The sequence below is a fragment of the Sulfidibacter corallicola genome (genome assembly GCF_017498545.1).
GTDB classification, from domain to species: Bacteria; Acidobacteriota; Holophagae; order Acanthopleuribacterales; family Acanthopleuribacteraceae; genus Sulfidibacter; species Sulfidibacter corallicola.
Window position 1 is genome coordinate 9,614,024 of the sequence record NZ_CP071793.1, and the last position, 17,271, is coordinate 9,631,294.

At 59.2% G+C, this 17,271-nt stretch carries 21 protein-coding genes; all 21 read left to right on the forward strand.

Annotated features, from left to right (window positions below; translation table 11 throughout):
* Positions 1-27: 27 nt before the first annotated feature.
* The 21 genes from J3U87_RS29060 to J3U87_RS29155 all read left to right on the forward strand — a co-directional run bounded on the left by J3U87_RS29060 (position 28) and on the right by J3U87_RS29155 (position 17,259).
* Complete coding sequence (locus J3U87_RS29060) at positions 28-489, forward strand: phage tail protein (RefSeq protein ID WP_237379295.1); 462 nt, start codon at positions 28-30, stop codon at positions 487-489.
* Positions 490-512: 23 nt separating this feature from the next.
* Positions 513-1,184 carry a T4 family baseplate hub assembly chaperone gene (locus tag J3U87_RS29065; RefSeq protein WP_420038230.1) on the forward strand — a complete coding sequence of 224 codons (672 nt, stop codon included), beginning with the start codon at positions 513-515 and terminating at the stop codon, positions 1,182-1,184.
* Between the two features lie 136 nt (positions 1,185-1,320).
* Entirely contained in the window at positions 1,321-4,611 is a 3,291-nt protein-coding gene (locus J3U87_RS29070) for a phage tail tape measure protein (RefSeq protein WP_237379297.1), read from the forward strand.
* Between the two features lie 11 nt (positions 4,612-4,622).
* Positions 4,623-5,069, forward strand: a complete 447-nt coding sequence (locus tag J3U87_RS29075; protein WP_237379298.1) for a hypothetical protein — start codon at positions 4,623-4,625, stop codon at positions 5,067-5,069.
* 108 nt (positions 5,070-5,177) lie between these two features.
* The gene (locus J3U87_RS29080; protein ID WP_237379299.1) at positions 5,178-6,455 is read left to right on the forward strand and encodes a phage late control D family protein; all 1,278 of its coding nucleotides are present in this window, start codon (positions 5,178-5,180) and stop codon (positions 6,453-6,455) included.
* Entirely contained in the window at positions 6,452-6,907 is a 456-nt protein-coding gene (locus tag J3U87_RS35145) for a YcbK family protein (protein ID WP_337249544.1), read from the forward strand. The genes J3U87_RS29080 and J3U87_RS35145 overlap by 4 nt, the downstream gene beginning before the upstream one ends.
* Positions 6,904-7,221 carry a hypothetical protein gene (locus tag J3U87_RS29085; RefSeq protein WP_237379300.1) on the forward strand — a complete coding sequence of 106 codons (318 nt, stop codon included), beginning with the start codon at positions 6,904-6,906 and terminating at the stop codon, positions 7,219-7,221. The genes J3U87_RS35145 and J3U87_RS29085 overlap by 4 nt, the downstream gene beginning before the upstream one ends.
* A gap of 57 nt (positions 7,222-7,278) precedes the next feature.
* Positions 7,279-8,253, forward strand: a complete 975-nt coding sequence (locus tag J3U87_RS29090) for a phage baseplate assembly protein V (RefSeq protein WP_237379301.1) — start codon at positions 7,279-7,281, stop codon at positions 8,251-8,253.
* A gap of 9 nt (positions 8,254-8,262) precedes the next feature.
* Entirely contained in the window at positions 8,263-9,033 is a 771-nt protein-coding gene (locus J3U87_RS29095) for a glycosyltransferase (RefSeq protein ID WP_237379302.1), read from the forward strand.
* A complete protein-coding gene (locus tag J3U87_RS29100) occupies positions 9,030-9,383 on the forward strand; it encodes a hypothetical protein (protein WP_237379303.1) in 354 nt (117 codons plus the stop codon). The genes J3U87_RS29095 and J3U87_RS29100 overlap by 4 nt, the downstream gene beginning before the upstream one ends.
* A gap of 7 nt (positions 9,384-9,390) precedes the next feature.
* Complete coding sequence (locus J3U87_RS29105; RefSeq protein WP_237379304.1) at positions 9,391-9,651, forward strand: PAAR domain-containing protein; 261 nt, start codon at positions 9,391-9,393, stop codon at positions 9,649-9,651.
* An 11-nt stretch (positions 9,652-9,662) separates the two neighbouring features.
* On the forward strand, positions 9,663-9,971 hold the full coding sequence (locus tag J3U87_RS29110) for a hypothetical protein (protein ID WP_237379305.1): 309 nt from the start codon (positions 9,663-9,665) through the stop codon (positions 9,969-9,971).
* Positions 9,972-10,009: 38 nt separating this feature from the next.
* Entirely contained in the window at positions 10,010-10,741 is a 732-nt protein-coding gene (locus tag J3U87_RS29115; RefSeq protein ID WP_237379306.1) for a hypothetical protein, read from the forward strand.
* Entirely contained in the window at positions 10,738-11,151 is a 414-nt protein-coding gene (locus J3U87_RS29120) for a GPW/gp25 family protein (protein WP_237379307.1), read from the forward strand. Before J3U87_RS29115 ends, J3U87_RS29120 begins: the two co-directional genes overlap by 4 nt.
* A gap of 18 nt (positions 11,152-11,169) precedes the next feature.
* The gene (locus J3U87_RS29125) at positions 11,170-12,597 is read left to right on the forward strand and encodes a baseplate J/gp47 family protein (RefSeq protein ID WP_237379308.1); all 1,428 of its coding nucleotides are present in this window, start codon (positions 11,170-11,172) and stop codon (positions 12,595-12,597) included.
* Positions 12,594-14,132 (forward strand): hypothetical protein, encoded by a 1,539-nt coding sequence (locus J3U87_RS29130; protein WP_237379309.1) that lies wholly within the window; start codon positions 12,594-12,596, stop codon positions 14,130-14,132. Before J3U87_RS29125 ends, J3U87_RS29130 begins: the two co-directional genes overlap by 4 nt.
* 81 nt (positions 14,133-14,213) lie before the next feature.
* Positions 14,214-14,819 carry a hypothetical protein gene (locus J3U87_RS29135; RefSeq protein WP_237379310.1) on the forward strand — a complete coding sequence of 202 codons (606 nt, stop codon included), beginning with the start codon at positions 14,214-14,216 and terminating at the stop codon, positions 14,817-14,819.
* Positions 14,819-15,421, forward strand: a complete 603-nt coding sequence (locus J3U87_RS29140) for a hypothetical protein (RefSeq protein WP_237379311.1) — start codon at positions 14,819-14,821, stop codon at positions 15,419-15,421. Before J3U87_RS29135 ends, J3U87_RS29140 begins: the two co-directional genes overlap by 1 nt.
* Positions 15,422-15,553: 132 nt before the next feature.
* Positions 15,554-15,805, forward strand: a complete 252-nt coding sequence (locus tag J3U87_RS29145) for a hypothetical protein (RefSeq protein WP_237379312.1) — start codon at positions 15,554-15,556, stop codon at positions 15,803-15,805.
* A gap of 444 nt (positions 15,806-16,249) precedes the next feature.
* Complete coding sequence (locus tag J3U87_RS29150) at positions 16,250-16,564, forward strand: hypothetical protein (RefSeq protein ID WP_237379313.1); 315 nt, start codon at positions 16,250-16,252, stop codon at positions 16,562-16,564.
* A gap of 161 nt (positions 16,565-16,725) precedes the next feature.
* A complete protein-coding gene (locus J3U87_RS29155; RefSeq protein WP_237379314.1) occupies positions 16,726-17,259 on the forward strand; it encodes a phage tail protein in 534 nt (177 codons plus the stop codon).
* The last annotated feature ends 12 nt before the right edge of the window (positions 17,260-17,271 follow it).

Sequence of the window (17,271 nt, forward strand, 5' to 3'; positions counted from 1 at the left end):
CGCCGCGCGCGCCTGTGAGGTGAACCTGTGAAGCCTGGCAACATGCCCAAAGGTCTCTATCAACGTTGGCAATTCGCGGTCGAAATCAATGGTTTCGACGTGGCGTTGTTCAGCAAGTCCAATCTCCCCAAAACCGAATTCGAGGAAGTCACCTTCAACCCCGCGGGCAGCATGTTCCCCCAAAAGCTTGCTGGACGCGTCAAATTCGACGACATCACCCTCGAAAAAGGCGTGCTCCAGGACGGGAGCGAACAGGCTGCGCGCGATTGGATCACCGCGATTGTCGACGTCAACGCGGGTAACGGCGCCTTGCCGTCAGACTACATGCGCCAGGTGGAATTGGTCCAGTACGACCGGAGCGGGAGCGAGACTCGACGGTGGACCTTGCACGGCGCCTGGATCAAGGCCTTGGAATACGACGAGTTGGAAGGCGGCAGCTCGGAAAACCTGATTGAGAAACTGACCCTTTGCTATCAATACTGGGAATAACCGGATAGATAGGAGTGACTTGCATGTATACCGTCATCTTGCCGAGCGGCACCGAGGCCGAGATTCGCGAATTGACCGGTCGCGAGGAAGAACTTTTGACCAACGAACGGCTGGTCCGGAAAGGCGAGGCCATCAACAAGGTGTTCGAGAACTGCGTACTTCGGATCGGGGAGAAGACCGACATCACCGCTACGGACGTGCTCGATTTGCTGGCCGGTGATCGGCTGGCGCTCTTAATCGAGTTGCGCAAGGTCTCGTTGGGTTCCGACCTCGATCTCAATTTGACTTGCACCAACCCGGCCTGCGGTCATGAACAAGTGATCGCCGTCGACCTGGGACAGCTCCCCGTTCGGCCATATCCGTCAGAGCGTGATTTCTCGGTGGTGTTACCCAGCCAAACCCGAATCACGTTTGGGTTGCTGGACGGCCATGCCGAAAAGCGACTGGCGGCGATCGCCGAGCCGACGGTTTCCACCGCGCTGATGATGCGGATCCGTACCATCAACGACCAACCACCGACCAAAAAGACGCTGGCCGATCTTTCGATGCGAGATCGCGTGGCGCTCCGTCGCGAGATGCAAGCGGTTGATGGTGGCGTCGACACATCAATCGACCACGCATGCGAAGCCTGCGGCACACGGCTGACTACCCGAGTGGAGGTCGAGCCGGATTTTTTGTTCCCGAATCTCCGTTGACCGCGGACGCGTTCGCGCTGGCCTATGGCGGCCTACACTGGCCCTTCTCTGAAGTGGCAGGCCTGACACTTCGGCAGCGCGAGCAATTCGTGGCAGCACTCATGAACCAGCTTGACCTGGAACGGAAGGCGGCGACATGAACGAACTCGGCTTGGGCGTGGTCATCAGCATGCGTGACTTGTTCACGAACACGGCCAACCGGGTTCGTTCGTCCGTACTAAGTCTGGATTCGACGGTGGCGGCCGTATCCAAACGGATCGACCGCAATTTCGATCGGATGCAAACAGGCATGATGGCGGTCGGTGCCGGAATCAGCACCCTTGCGGTTCCAGCCGGATTGCTGGCGTCCTACGCTGACACACAGGCCGCGCTCGGCACTCTGGCGAGCCTTGGTGTCAAAGACCTGAATGCGCTCGAACTCGCCTCGGAACGCTTCGTCAACCAATGGGCGGGCTTCACCAAGGGCGAGTTCATCCGTGCCGCCTATGACGTGCGGTCAGCGATTTCGGGTTTGAGCGACGAAGCGACAGGCGCATTCACAGCTAATGCGGCTCTCACCGCCAAAGCAACCAAGGCCAGCATTCAAGAGATGGTTGGCGCGTTCACGACGAGTTACGGCATTTTCAAACCGATGATGGCGGACCTGTCCGACATGCAGTTCGGCGAGGCGCTTTCCGGTGCGCTCAGCCAAACCGTGAAATCGTTCAAGACAAACGGAAAGGAAATGGCGGACGCGATCAAGAACATCGGCGGTGTGGCCGCCATCGCCAATACCCCCTTACAGGAACAATTGGCCATCTTGGGGACCTTACAAAGCTCGATGCCCGGAGGCGAGGCCGGCACGCTGTACAAAAGCTTCGCGCTGAAAGCCTCCAAGGCGGGGCTGACGTTGGGCTTGAGTTTCACGGATGCCCAAGATCGAATGAAAGGCATTGTCCCCATTTTGAGGGAGATCAAGAACCGCTTTCCCGATCTGGGAAAATCGATGCAGTCGCGCACGCTTCAAGAAGCCCTGGGCGATGAGGCCTATAAATTTGTGACCCAGATGATCAAGGGTTTGGAGCCACTTGAAGCCAACATCAACGCGATTGCCGGTGCGATGAAGACCGGCACAGCCAACGCGGAAAAAATGGCGCATGCCATGAACATCGACATCGGTTCGCGGTTTCGGCTGATCGGCCAACAGGCACGGAACCTAGCCGAAATCCTTGGTCGCACACTGGTTCCCGTCATCACGCCGATCACCAACGGTATCTCGGCGGTCCTTTTGCGGCTCCAAGAACTGGCGCGCGCCTATCCCGGATTGACTGGGGGTCTCATGGTCACCGTCAGCGCCATCGGTGCGGCCTTGGTCGCGGTCGGCGGCGTCATCTCGGCGATCGGCCTGGTGGGTGTGATCGTGCCAGGGATCAAGGCCGGTTTCGCGGCGATCGCCGTCGGTGTGAAGGGGGCGATGGCGGCCATCGCGGCCAACTTCCTGCCGATCACGCTCGGCATCGCGGCGGTGATTGGCGGGGTGATCCTTCTCAAACGGGCCTGGAAGACCAATTTCGGCGGGATGCGAACGACGCTCACCAACCTGTGGACCAAGATTCGGCTGTTTGCGCGAGGTGCGCGTGACCTGATCATGTCGCTATCCGATGGAACCGGTCAGATTTCCGCCAAACTGCACGACCAAATGAAGGCCGCAGGCGTTTGGGACTTTGCGGTTTCATTGTTTCGGTTGTTCTACCGGGTCCGTTCGGCGGTGGTCGCATTCGGGAATGCGATGGGCGAGGCGTTTTCAAAGGTTGGCAACATCTTGGCGCCGACAGTCAAGGCGCTGGGTTCCGCCTTTTGGGAACTCCAAGCCGCGGGAGTGGCCATTGTGGAATCGCTGTTCGGCGTGGGCAATGCGATCAACCATCCCGCCTTTCAAACTGTCGGTTTCGTCGTCGGAAAGGTCGTAGGCATGGCGGTCCAAGGGGCTGCGTATCTGCTCAAGGGCGTTTTGACCCTGGTGACCGGCTTGCTCAAAACCATCACCTGGGGCATCGGGGCGGTGGGTGGATTGGTTCGATTCCTTTCGACGACCATTCCCATGGTGGTTTCCGGCCTGTACAAAAACGTGCTCCCGATTCGGTTGCTGGTCCGAAGCTTCGTTTTTCTTGGCGAGACCGTCTCTACCGTTTGGAAAGCGTTGTCTGGACGAATCACGGTTTGGCAGGGCATCAAGGACATCGGTGCCGCGCTTGGGCGCTACCTTATGACGCCATTCCGGTTTTTCAGAGATCTGGCGGAGACTGCCGCCGATCGCACAATCACCGCATGGCAGGGCGTTTCCAAAACCTTGATGCGGGTGGGACGGGCCTTTTCCTGGTTTATTTTCCCGCTTACCTGGCTCACGAAACAAGCGCTTCAGCCCTTCAGGCAATTGCCGTCACTCGTTGGCGGCGTGAGCGCCAATGTCGTGAAACTCCTGGCCTGGCCCTTCCGATCCCTTGCTCGAATCGGAATGGGTTCGATAGGAAAATGGCTCGGATTGACCGGTCAGGGCGTTGACATCATTGCATCCAAAGTCCGTTCGCTTTTTACCTTATTGGCGGGCTTGAAGGTTTCGCGGCCCTTCGATTTCAGATCGCTCGTTCGCACCGCTTCTCAAGGTTTTTTGGCAATCGGGGAGAATGCACGCACGTCGTTGGTGGGTGCATTCCAAATTGGCCTCGAAGCGCTGAAAACCAAATGGCGCGCCACCGTTCAACATTTCGGGCGACCGATTCAGGGCCTGATCGGTCGAATTCGCAACTTGTTCCGAACCATCAGGGCGGGCGTCCAAGCATTGAGAAATACGCCATTGTTCCAGGGCATGGAGAAGGCCTTGAGCAAGATCAGCACTTTGGCACGGAACCTGGCGGGCGCCTGGCCCGGTTCGGGAATCCCGGGCAAAGCAGTTGCCGGTTTGATACCACCTCCCGCGACCGTTTCCGACGAAGCCGCACTTCGTTGGACAACCCGGCCGCAACGCTCCACGCCATTGGCCCCCATATCGCGACCCCTCGCGACCACGCTTTCGGTGACGCCACAGTTGGCGGGTTCTATGCCCGGCACCTTTGCGGGTCGAATGTGGGTCACGCCTCGCTTGGGTCCCATGCCGGACGTGGCAGCCAGGCCGATGGCTAGTTCCAAGGCACGTTCGCGAAAAAATGATCAGCGTCATTCGCGTTTGGCAGACCTGTTGACCCGACCTGAACCCGCGAAAATGCGCGGCATGGAAATGGCCGGGCAACTTGATGCAGTTCAAGCGGAACTCGCCGCGATCAAGGCCTTGTTCGCTGCCCAGGTTGACCGACCGATTTCCCTGAACCTCAGCACCCAGGTGGATGGCCGCGAAATCGCACGCTCCGTTTTGGAAAACATCCGCGACAGTCAAACGCGGCATTACCGGTAAGGCGGCAATCGATGAAGTGGAATAAGCCACCCGAAAAAGGCATGCTGATCGATACGATCAACCAGGAACGACTTGAATTCCCGTTGAATCCTGAGCAGATCACGGATAGCAAAACCACCAGTTATGCCGCGATCAAGGTTCCAGGATTAGACCGGCCACGGTACCAATTCGTGACTGGGGATGTGCGTAAGATCGAATTCAAGATTCATCTGTTCCAGGGCCCCGTAATGGAACAGGTCGCATGGTTGCGAAGCCGGCAGGTACCTGAACGTGAGGATGCCAGATTAGTGGCAGCCCCGCATTCGGTGCTGTTTCTATTCGGGACGATGTATTCGGGGGTGCTGTGTGTCGTCACGAGCGTCAAAGCCGATTTCCATTCTCTGTTTTCGCCAGAACTTGAGCCCATGCAGTGCGAGGTGAGTCTAGCGCTTGAAGTTCTGGAAGATCAAAAAAGGTGACTGCCCACTATTTTTGCCGGGTCCATTTCGGGCTCGTCACTTCCTGGATGATTTCGGTAGGTAGAAAAGAGAAGCTCATTTCTCAACTACCGACCGGAGCAGGCCGTCATGTTCCCCAGCTACCACCAACCGACTTTCCACCTAACGATCGAAGACGAAGACCTGCCCGCAATCGTCACGGAGGAAATCACGGCGCTTACCTTCGAAGATGCCGAAGGCGAACTCGATTTGCTGGAACTGACCCTTGCCAACCGGAACGGTCAACTCACCGACCATCCCTTGTTCCAGGAAGGCAACGCCATCACGATCCGATTTGGCTATGTCGACGACCTTTCCCCGCCAAAACACTGCGTGATCAAAGACATCACCTATGACTTTCCGGAAAGCGACGCGCCCCGCATCTCCGTCAAAGCCTACGATCGCGGCTTCCAGCTCTCCGGCAAGGAAACGCAACGCGTGTGGACCAAACCGGCACCCGGCATCCTGTATTCCGACATCGCCGAAACCATGGCGGCCGAAAACGGACTTCAAGCGCTCGTGGCCCCAACGCGAGTGCCCCACCTGCGTGTGGTTCAAAGCAACCAGAGCGATGCCGTTTTTCTTACCGAGCTGGCCAAATCGGCTCGAGCACAGGACGGCGACGGGTTGACCGGTTACGTCTTCTACGTCGAAGACGACGTGCTTCACTTTCATCCGCCGAACCACGATACCGAGCCGAAGGCCCACTTCGCGTATTTCACCGACGGAGACAGCATCCTTCGAAGCTTCCGCGCTGAGATTCGTGCTCAGGGTGTCAAGAGCCGCGGCACCGAGATCAAAACCATCGGCGTCGATCCTCGCGAAAAGAAGGTGGTCGAACACCGCGCCAGTAATCAGACCGCTGGCGATCGACCGGTTTTGGGTGAGCGAACCTATCTCGTCGACGGGAATACCGGAGAAGCCCGGTTCAAGCCTTCTGAGTCAGGCCACATCCAACCCGCCTTCGCGCGCGCTGAGTACCTTCACAAGGAATCCGCAGTCAAACCGGAACAGGCCCAGGCCGAGGGCACCTTCAAACAAGGCGAGTTCTTGCAAGTCACCGCAACGGCCACTACGATCGGCCTTCCCTCGCTGAAGGCCAAACAGAATGTGATGATCACGGGCGTCGGTGAAAAGCTGTCCGGGGTCTACTACTGCCGGACCGTCCGCCACCAAATCGACAGCAACGGCTACCTGTGCGAGTTGACTTTGCGGAAAAACGCACTCGGCACAGGCGCGGGAGCCAAGAGCGAGAAAGCCAAGGGCAAGCAAGTCGGCAAGGTTCAGCCGGTACCAACCCCGGCTGGGCCCGACCTAATCCGGGTCGATGCAAACACCGGCGTCGTCCTTGGCAGGGGGCCGCGATGAAACGAAGTGTGTTGCTTGTCTTGGCGCTTGTTGCATGTGGTCAAACCGGCCCAGGTTCCGAGATCCAACTCGCCACTCGGGACGCTGCAGGTTCCGAGTTCGCGTGCCGGCACTGTGGACGGAACCGTATTGATCCCGCTCTGGTCGCCGCACTCCAAGAGCTTCGTAACCTTGCCGGGCAACCCATTACCGTCACCAGTGGGTTCCGGTGCCCCGAGCACAACCGCGCAGTAGGCGGCGCCTGCCATTCCTACCACTTGACCGGCCAGGCCGTGGATGTTCGCTGCGATGCGTTGACCCCTGCAATCCTGGCTGACCTGGCAACCCGGGTCCCGCCCTTCGCCAATGGCGGCATCGGCGTGTATCCCGATCATGTCCACCTTGACTTACGACTCAAACCCACTCGTTGGGGTAACTGGCATGAATCAAACACCTTGGAGGTGACCCCTTGAACTCGATCCTTGACCTGATTTCCAACCATCCGTATGCCGTCGGCTCTGCCGTGGCGTTTCTTGTGGCGCTTCTCAAGCTCACCAAATGGGGCCGGGCCCAAGGCGAAGCGCTGGATATGTTGGTGAACATCATCGAAGAACACAACTCCAAACCCATCAAACGGGAAGTGGCCGAAGCCAGCCAGCGCGGCACCCAAGGCGCGGCCGACGCCATCGACAACGCCGTCCGCAAAGCCGACCGTCGCAAAACGCCGCGTCCCTTCCTGGAACGCGCTGCCATGGAACTGTTGCGCGGTTGGGGCCGCAAGGCCTGATCAATCAGGGGAAGCCCGGAACGACCGGGTTTCCCTTTCATCGGGGATAGGATTGCCATGCTCGATCACATATCAACGACGACACAACCCGGACACTGGTTCGGTAAATACCGGGGTTTTATTCGCGACAACAACGACCCGGAACGCTTGGGACGGTGCCGTCTCGAAGTGCCGGCCGTTTTAGGCTCCGGCCCTGATCATTGGTCGGACTGGGCGGCGCCGTGCTTTCCGTATGGGGGCAACGACGACCTCGGGATGTTCATGGTTCCGCCGGAAGGTGCTTCGATCTGGGCTGAGTTCGAAGGTGGTGACCCACAGTTCCCGATTTGGTCGGGGGTCTGGTTGGCGCGCTCGAATCCTGGTGAACAATCCGAGGAATCCAAGCGCCTGTGCCACAACCCGCTGTGTCACGATTGCGAAGATGCCAAAGACCACGCATCCAATCCCATCGACGCCGCCGAACACGCTCGGTTCCATGATCACCCGCCGTATTACTGCCCACGACGGTTGGTTTTGCTCAAGTCGGAAACCGGCCACACGATTGTGTGTGACGATCGGGATCAAGAGGAGTTCCTAAAAGTCCTGGATCGTGCCGGCCAGGGGATTCATTTTCAGGCCCACGTCAAACGCGACGTGCAGGTGGCCAACACCAAACGGCGTGGCACGCGCGAAGCCGAGAACGGCGACCAACTGGATCTGGCCACGGACATCGAAGACCAACGCGCCAAAATCGAAATCACCGACATTTCCCGGCAAACCCTTCGGTTCGACGCCTGGCACGACCACGAGAAGATCACCATCCAAAGCAACGACAAAACCCGATCCCGTTGGCAACGGCTTGTGTTCGACACGACTAAAGGCCGCGAGAAGGTCACGATTTTCGGGCTCGGTGGTACGCAAACCATCGTCGTCGACGGTACCGAAAGTCGAGAACGCATCCAGATTCGAGACAAGGCGGGAAGCATGATTCGGATGGATGGCGTCTCGGGCATCCTGGCTGTCAAGGCGGCCAACAAGCTGTTGTTGGGTTGAGGTGCCATCATGCAAACGCCTCGCGTGTCCCTCGTGATGACCGTGCTGAATGGCGCGCGCTACATTTCCGAAGCCATCCAGAGCGCCGTCGATCAAACCTTCCCCGACTGGGAACTGATCATCTTCGATGACGGCAGCACGGATCGGTCGCAAGCCCTGGCCCGGACGTGTGCGAAGACGGATCCCCGCATTCGGGTCGTTGCATCCGAACATGTAGGCCGAGTTGAAGCCCTGAATCGAGCAATGGCCTTGGCGACCGGCATCTACGTGGGTTGGCTGGATGCGGATGATCGACTCACCCCCGATTGCTTGGCAAAGACTGTCGCCTTCCTGGATCAACACCCCATGGTCGGCATGGTGTACACCGATTACCTGAACATTGACCTCAACAGCAGGAACCCCAGTTTGGGTCATCGAACGCGAACGCCCTATTCCCCGCAAGCCCTCTTGACCTCGTTCATGGTTTTCCATTTCCGCCTGTTCCGGCGTGAGCTGTTCACGTTGGTCGGCGGCCTTGATCCCGAGACCGCGTTTGCCGAGGATTACGATTTCGCGCTCAAAGCCTCGGAGGTCGCGGAAATCCGCCATTTACTCAAGGCGCTCTACTGCTATCGGCGCCATCCCGACAGCACCACCAGCCGCCACCGATACCAGCAAATCGTGGCGTCCCGAATCGCCATCCAACATGCCTTGAACCGGCGCGGCCTTGGCGACCGGTACCGGGTCGAATTGGAAATCCAAGGCCGTTACCGCATCACGCGAAAGGACCATCGCCCATGAACACCCCTAACGGATCCCACCAAGCACCCCACGGCAACGGCTTCATCGTGCACGCGTTGCGGGACTTCAAAGAAGATGTTCGCACCATCCTGACCGAACACAAGGAAGCCATCACGAAACGCTTGGCCCAAATCGAATCCAGCCTTGCCAACAAGTCCGACCGGGCTTACGTGAACTTGCTGATTGAACAACTTCGTTCGGACCTGCAGGCCCAGGCGGTGGACATCGAGAAAATCGAAGCCGAGCTGGTCAAAAAGATGAACACGGAAGCGATGTGGAAGTTGGTGTCGGTCATCTTGGCGGTCATCACCGCCTTGGCCGGCTTCATCGGCTTCCTGATCCAGAAGTGAGCGCGTAGTGAAACCCGCGGCGCGTCTCGGGGACGCCACCAGTCACGGTGGCACCATCGTCACCGGATCGACGACGGTCACTGTCGACGGAAAACCAGTCGTCCGCATGGGTGATGTGCACGTTTGCCCTCTGCGCGGGCACGGCCTGAACTCCGTCGTGACAGGCTCCGCTCGAGGCCTGGCCGACGGTCGCCCCATCGCGGCGCTGGGTGACCAAACCGCCTGTGGCGCGATCATCGTCGGCGGCAGTACCAATGCCATGATTTGAAGGATGGAACCATGCCGGTAACCTGGTGGGACGTCGAACCCAAAAAGATTCGACAAACGCAAAGCTTCGACGGTGTGGTGGTGCCGGTGGTGATTCGGGGCAACCCGCCGGCGGTGCCCTATCTCGAAATCGGTGACGAATCGATTGCGGAAGCCCATGGAAGCGGCTTGCGAATCGGAAACAAGATCGGTGCGACCATGGTCACGGTTCGGGCCGGTCCATCGGTGCGATACATTCAAGTCGAAGTAATCGACGAAACCGCGACCGGTTACCAGCCTGGCGACGATCCCCACGATCCAAGCACCTGGGGGAACGGATGATCTTCGACGAGACATACACTAGCCCATCCGACTATTTCATGCACTTGGCCAACGAGCGCGCTGTAGATCTGGAGGGTCGCGCCAACACAGTGTTGAACGCTCACGAGCAGGCCGTTCAGGACTACACGCGCCAGGCCGAGGCACCCGACTGGTACCCGTTTGTCGTGTTGCCCACGGGGACCGAAGCCCGTGAGTTGCCGGACGGGGGACGCCTGTTCATCCTGTCCGATGGAGCGGTTTTGGTCGCTTCGGCACCCCAGGCCTTTCCATTCATCGATCCCCAGGGCAATCAGTCCGTGTTGACATCCCAAGGAAAGTGGCTCCATCTGCCCGACGGCCGCACGTTTGAGCTTGCGGACGGTGCTCCTGTTGCTTCCACCAGCCAAGCGGGCATAGAGGGCTTGCCTCACCATGTTGGCTTGATTGATTTGGGCCACCAACGCTATCGCGGTTCCTTCCCTGACTTCGACCTGATCGTGGACCACCCCGCCCGGGTGGCGACGGTCATCAATGAGACCGGAACCGTTCTCATCCTTGGTTCCGAGATTCGCGCGGTTGGGGAAGCGATCCAAGTGCATCCCGCCGGTGACGGCGGCCGTGGTTTCCATGCCGACTCCGGTCATGCCGGCTTGGTCGAGTTGACCGGAGACATTCGCTTGAGCGCGGCGGGCGGCGTCGATCTTGTGATTCGGTTCCCGGTTCAAACGCAACCGGAACCCGTCGTTCGATCACCCGGGCCCTTTCGATGTAGTCAAGGGGAGCCGGTATGACGGATTTCCTCGGTAAGGGGCTTTCATTCCCGTTTCGGTTCTCACCGCGAACGGGCGGGACGGCGGTGTCATCGTCTACGTCGTTCCATCCTGACCACATCCACGAATCGATCACTCAAATCCTTGGGACGCGGCTTGGTGAGCGCATCCACCGGCCCGATTTCGGTAGCCGCCTTCACGAGCTGGTGTTCGAACCCAACGATCGCATTTTGAAGGCCTTGCTTCGCCAATACATCAGCCAGGCGCTTCGCCGATGGGAACCGCGTATTCGCGTGACGTCGATCGCGTTCGACGACAACCCCGTCGTCACGGACCAAAACCGCCTGGACGTTCACATGCACTATTCGATCATCGCCACCAACACCGAAGCGAATTTTGTATATCCCTTTTACCGCCAGCCGCCAACCTGATTGCTTGGAGTATTCCCCATGACCAAGGCCCGCTTGGACTACAGCCGCAGGGACTACGAATCGATTCGGCGCGACCTCATCGCCAAGATCCCGTTGCTGACCGATCAGTGGACCGACCACAACCCGAGCGACTTGGGCATGGTCCTGTTGGAGTTGTTCGCGGCGGTCGGTGACCTGCTTGCGCATCACCAAGATACAATTGCGGCCGAAACCTATCTGGCGACGGCCCAGGAACGTCAAAACCTCATCAACTTGTGTGCCCTGATCGGTTACCGATTGGATCGGCCCGTTCCGGCTGCGACGGTGATTCAATTCGAAGTGGACGCCCCCCTGACGGAAGATCTCGCGATTCCGCGCGGCACGGCCTGCGTGGCCGCCGTACCCGACGAGAACGGAACGATTGAAGAAATCCCCTTCGTGACCTCCGAAAACGCGACCTTGGTGACCGGTGAACGCGTCGTTCAGGTGGCTGCAGTTCAAGGACGACTGTTCGAGGAGTCGTTCGCGGCGACTGGCGCGGCCTGGCAACAGTTCGAATTGCACGCCCACGACTTGGCTCAAGGGCACTTTCACCTGTGGGTGGACGATGACCCCTGGTCGGAGGTGGCCCACTTCCAGGATGCCATTCATAGTTCACGTCAGTTCGTTCTGACCACCGACGGCGATGACCTCACGCGGGTGCGCTTTGGGGACGGCATTCGTGGCGCGATTCCCCAGGCTGGCCAAACCGTCAAGGTCACCTACCTGCGGACGCTCGGCACCCGTGGCAATCTTGGCCCCCGGCTCATCAACCGCACCACCGAAACCTTCTACGCTGGCGGCTTGCCCATCCGTCTTCGGGTGACCAACCTGATTCCGGCCACCGGCGGCGCTAATCGGGAATCCATCGACCACGCCAGACTGCAAGCACCGGCCGAGCTTGAAGCACTGTGGCGCGGCGTCACCAAGGACAATTACCAAGCGCTTGTCGAGGGGTTCCCTGGTGTCGCCAAAGCCCAGGTGATCGACGTCAACGACTGCGCCAGCGTGCGATACTTCCAGGTCAACCTGGCCGTGGCGCCCAACGGCGGCGGCCATCCGTCCCCGCAATTGCTCCGCGACCTGCAAGGTTTCCTCGATGACCGCAAGGTGATTACCCAAGAGATCCGATTGTTCGATCCCGACTATGTGCCCATTGATGTGCACGTCCGCTGCACGCTCACATCGGAGACCAGCCAAGCCGAGTCTCGGCCCAATCTCGAACACGTCCTGGCCGACCACTTCGATTTCGACCGTGTGGGCTTTGGCCAAACCATTTCGCCCTTGGATCTTCGCGCCAACCTGGAACGAGTGGCCGGCGTGGTCAGCGCCGTCGTGATCCAACCGGCCGCCGATCATCAGCTCGGCCTCGGTCAGATTCCTACCTTGGGAACCGTCCAGATTGATTTGGTGGGGGGCCGAACGTGACCCGCTTCGATCTTATCCGCCTGCTTCCCGAGCTTTACCGAACCGCCGACGTCAATGGCGACCTGGCGCGTTTTCTCTCTCTTCCCGAATTGGAATTGAACGGCTTGGCGGCGTCCGCCGACCGTTTGCCGAGCCTGATCGACCTGGATCACATCGATCCTCGTTTCCTCGACCTGCTTGCCTCGCTCTCGGGAATCCGTCTGAATCCCGGCTGGGACTTGGACCTTCAACGCCTGACGATTCGTGACGCCGTGCCGAACTTTCGGCGGCGGGCCACGTTGCCGGCCCTGATACGGGACCTAACCCTTGCCGGTTGGGCTGGTGACATCACCGAAACCTTCCGCGACACCCACCGCTTGAACCTACGCGCCGCCATCAACCAAGCCAAGTTGGCCGGCCGCATCAACAGTCTGGGCGTGTTCCGAGTTAGGAGTGACACCCAAATCGACAAGGTTCGGGACATCATCGAGCCCCATCATCCCGCCGGCACCGCGGTCTATTTTTGGCAATGGCTCTATGCCTGGGAAGATCCTGAACCTTTGGTGTTCGGCCACCTCAAGGCGTTCTTCGATCAGTTCTCGTTTTCCGATCTTTCCGGGATCTTCGATTTGAACACCAGTCCGGTCAACGGCACCCGCAAACTCACGCGGCGCAAATCGCGATTCGAGTTGATGGACGTGAGTGTCGGAACCACGCTTCGACCGGAGCCCTTGCCGTCGCCCACCTGTCTGGCCCAGTGGCACCGCCCGTTTCCAGGTCGGTTACGAACGAATCGACCATCACTGAACAGAACCAAGTTCACCAACACTTGGGTGAGCGAGCGAAAGGTGGTCGTCGAACATCTGTTTACCAGCCAGAACCGGGAACCGAAGTCGGGGAGGATCAATACATATATAAACGGTCCCCATCTTCCGCAGGCCGAACCGACCGAGCTGTTCAAGTTTCGGCAACGGGACCTGATCGATCTGCAGGTCATAGAACCCGAGCCGATCGATCCTGTTCGCGCACTGGTGTGCGCTTCCTGGAACCAACCGCGGGTTGGGTTCCACATGGGTCGGTCACGACTCAATCAATCCTCGCCTTTGGCCGGTCGCCTGCTTGGCGGTCATGCCCGTGCCCTGATGCTGGTCGCCGCTGCGACAACGTCCCCTGACCTGGCTGCCGGTCGCGTCGATCGATGGCAACGGCCGTCCCGGTTCTGGTCACTCGGGCATGCGGCCTTGAACCAAAGTCCCCTCACCGATGCCCACGTGACTGATGACCGCTTGGCCCTGGAAGTGTTCGGGTCAACGAGCTGGCCGTCGCTGCCGTTCGCCCTGAACCGAGGCACACTCAACCATCGCGGCTTGCACCTGGCGACCGAGCCAACCACGCCGATTCGGCTGGGATGGGGCCGCCTAAACCAAGCCGGAATCCGGAGTGCCGAACAGGATTACCGCTGGCATGTCCGCCAGGATGACGAGAAGGACATCCTGACCCCGAATCTGGAAGTCGCTTCCACCCGTTTTGAAGTCACACGCTGGCCGGATCCTTAGCCGACAGATGGGCCCGCGCTCCGGTAGGTAGGAAAGGAAGGCCGTGGTTTCGGCCAACTTTTCAGGAAAAGGGGGACGCGAATGACCTTGCGCGTATTCCTCGACGCCGCGTTAACCAACCCCATCAGCGCGGATGGCGATTTCTCCAACCCGGACACCGGCACCTTCAACGGAACCGACGGAGATTCCAAGGACCGCCAATTGTGGATCGCCAACAGTCAGGCAGCACTTTCCGCGGCAGCCGATGCCAGCCAAACCCAGATCTCGCTGACCCGACCGGTCTTCGCCGATGGCGATGTATTGGTCGTTGGTTTCGAACACCTGCGGGTGTTTTCTGGCGGCGGGACCGTAACCCTGACCGTCGAGCGCGGTTATGCGGGGTCAACCGCTGCCGAGCATATCGCCGATGCGGTGGTTTACAGTGCCCTGGATCATGGCGATGTGACCGTGTCGGTATACGATGCCGAAGGCTCCGACGAACGTCAATGGATCCGCTTGGCCGTCGATCAGGCCGCATTGGACACGGCCACCGACGGTGCCTCGTTGGTTCTGGGTGCCAAGCCGCACGATCAGGTATTGACCTTTTGGCGGCGGGTCACCGTGCCGGCCGGAACCCCGGTACAAGCCAAGATCGATCTGGGCCTTGAAATCTCAGCCATCGAAAGCCCGGCCCAGGCAGGTGCGTGATGGCGTATCACAGCGCTTCTGGGACCGCGCCGAACAAGCCCGCCTTCTATGATGCCTTGAAATCGTTCGCCACTACCATCGGTTGGTCGACCATCGATGAAGACACTTCGGGATCCGAGCCGTTCACGGTCTTTCAATCGCCTGGCGAATCGGGTCAATCTCGGCTTGTGGTTCAGGTGATCAACCGGGACCGGAATCACCAGATCAGCGTGTACGGCTACCAAAGCTGGGACAGTGACACCCACGCAGGCGTCAACCAAGCGGGCTACTCGTCGGGTAGCTACGTGTATGTCAATGAGTCGACCGATTCCCTGTACTGGTTGTTCGGCGACCTGGATCATTTGTTCACCGTCGTGAAAATCGGCGCCAACTATTTCGGATTCTATGCCGGCCTGATCAAAAGCTACTATCCCGCAGACACAACCCGATTGCTGGACCCCGTGCCCGCAGGCAATCACGTGACGGTGTCGGTGAATGACGCATCTCCCTTCGAGCCCGATCAACACCTCATGATTTTGGACACGGCAAACGTCCAACGCACAAAACTGGTCTCGCTGGATACGGAAAACCAGCCTCATACCGTAACGCTCGAGAATCTATAGACGCCCTTCCTGGCCGATTCGTTTCTCGGTACGGATCCACTCCCGCTCATTGTGGGGCGTCATTCGAACACGGCGATTTACGCCCTCAACCATTCGCAGGGGTACAGCGGCCCAACCTCCCAACAGGGATTGTTGACACCCGCGCATGGCGGCGACTGGGACAGTTATACGTCCCCCAATTCAAGAACGGGAAAAGCCGTCCTGTTCCCGATGTTCGCGGGCCACAACCAATCAGCGACCGGTGAACTCCGCGGCGAATTGATTGACGTGTTCGCGATGGGCGGCGAAGGACTCGACAGCGAAGATATCGTGGAAGTCGGCCAAGTCCAATACCGGGCCTTCAATTTGGCCTCGCTCGGTTGGGTCGCGGTGAGGCTGCAATGAACCATTCGGGCACCATCCTGATCATTGCGACCCAGTCGGGGCGAATCCGGCCGCAACCCAAACGCGGCCAAGTTCGATTCCCAGCCATCCGGATTCACGGGGCGCTCGATGCCCATACTCGGTGAGCGCCTAGACATCCACACCCGCGAAGGTGACATCAAGCCACAGTTCCGCGCCTCCACGTCGATTCTTCCGGCCCATCACTTTCGGTTGCAGGTGGAAGGCGCGCATGACGATTCGAATCAATCCCGACGTGCCGTTCGGCTTGCGTCTCGTTGGCGTGTCGCACAACAGGCCTCTTTACGGTCGCCGGTGCACTACACGATCCAAACCTCGAGCACCAGGAACCTGGATCGCGTTTGGCGGATCAACGAGCGACGCATCTCGAAAACCTGTGGCCGCTGGATGCTTGCCGGTTCCATGAAACGACAGGTGCCGATAGCGATGCGCGTACTCGTAAAGCGACGTATTCGTGCCGCGCTCTTGATCCAAGTCGCACAGGATTCCGTTGATGTGCTCCGTGCCCGTTGGGTGATCGGATGGGGCACCCGACAACGAGGCTCGCATCGATGGCGTGTTGCCAACCGAACCAAACGACCCTTGGACCTTCACATGGGTATCGGGGCCGAAATGGCCTTGCGCCTCGCGGCGGACTTCCGGGTCGGCCTGGCTCGATCAGCCACCGCAACAACCAAGCAAGTCGTCTATGAAGTCGTGATTTCCGAAACCCACGAAATCGACATTTCTGCCGACACCTGACACGCATTTGCTTTAGGTAGATATGGAAAGGGCGCGTTTCGACGATGTCCTAATTCGTTTCAAAGCAGGGCGGTGCGGAACGGACGTCACCCTGTTGGTTGCTGCATCGGACCAACCGGAGTGGCGTCCCTTCCCCGCCAAACATCCACGGAGGGGGCCACATGCCGCTAGGGGTCATCACGCGTTCCGGCCGGATCCTGACCGCCAAGCTGTTGAGGGGTGAGCCGGTCGAAGGCATCACCCATTGTGCCATCGGGGATGGCAACGCGACGTTTTCGGATCCGCTTCATCCACCCGCGCCGAGCGTTGAGCAAACCGGTCTGATTCACGAGTGCGCCCGCAAGCGGTTTTACAAGCGGTCTTTTCTCGAGGAACACCAAGACGGTGCCTTGCTGGTCAACGGAACCCGCTACATCGAGACGCCGACCGAGACCCGAACCATCGGCGTGTTTTTCCGGTTCGAGGAAGCCGAAGCCAACGGGATCACGATCAAGGAATACGGGTTTTTCGGTGGAGACGTGGCCTACGTCGCGGACAACCAAACGGATTTCGCGGTGGACGGCCGCTATCACGAAATCACGAACCCAACTGGCCAGGTCCTTCAATGGGGCTACCTCTACGAGGTCAAGAACATTCCCGACTTCAACAAAACCAATGATACCCGCGTCGAATTCGTCGGCGTGTTCCGGTACTGATCGGAGGCTTCC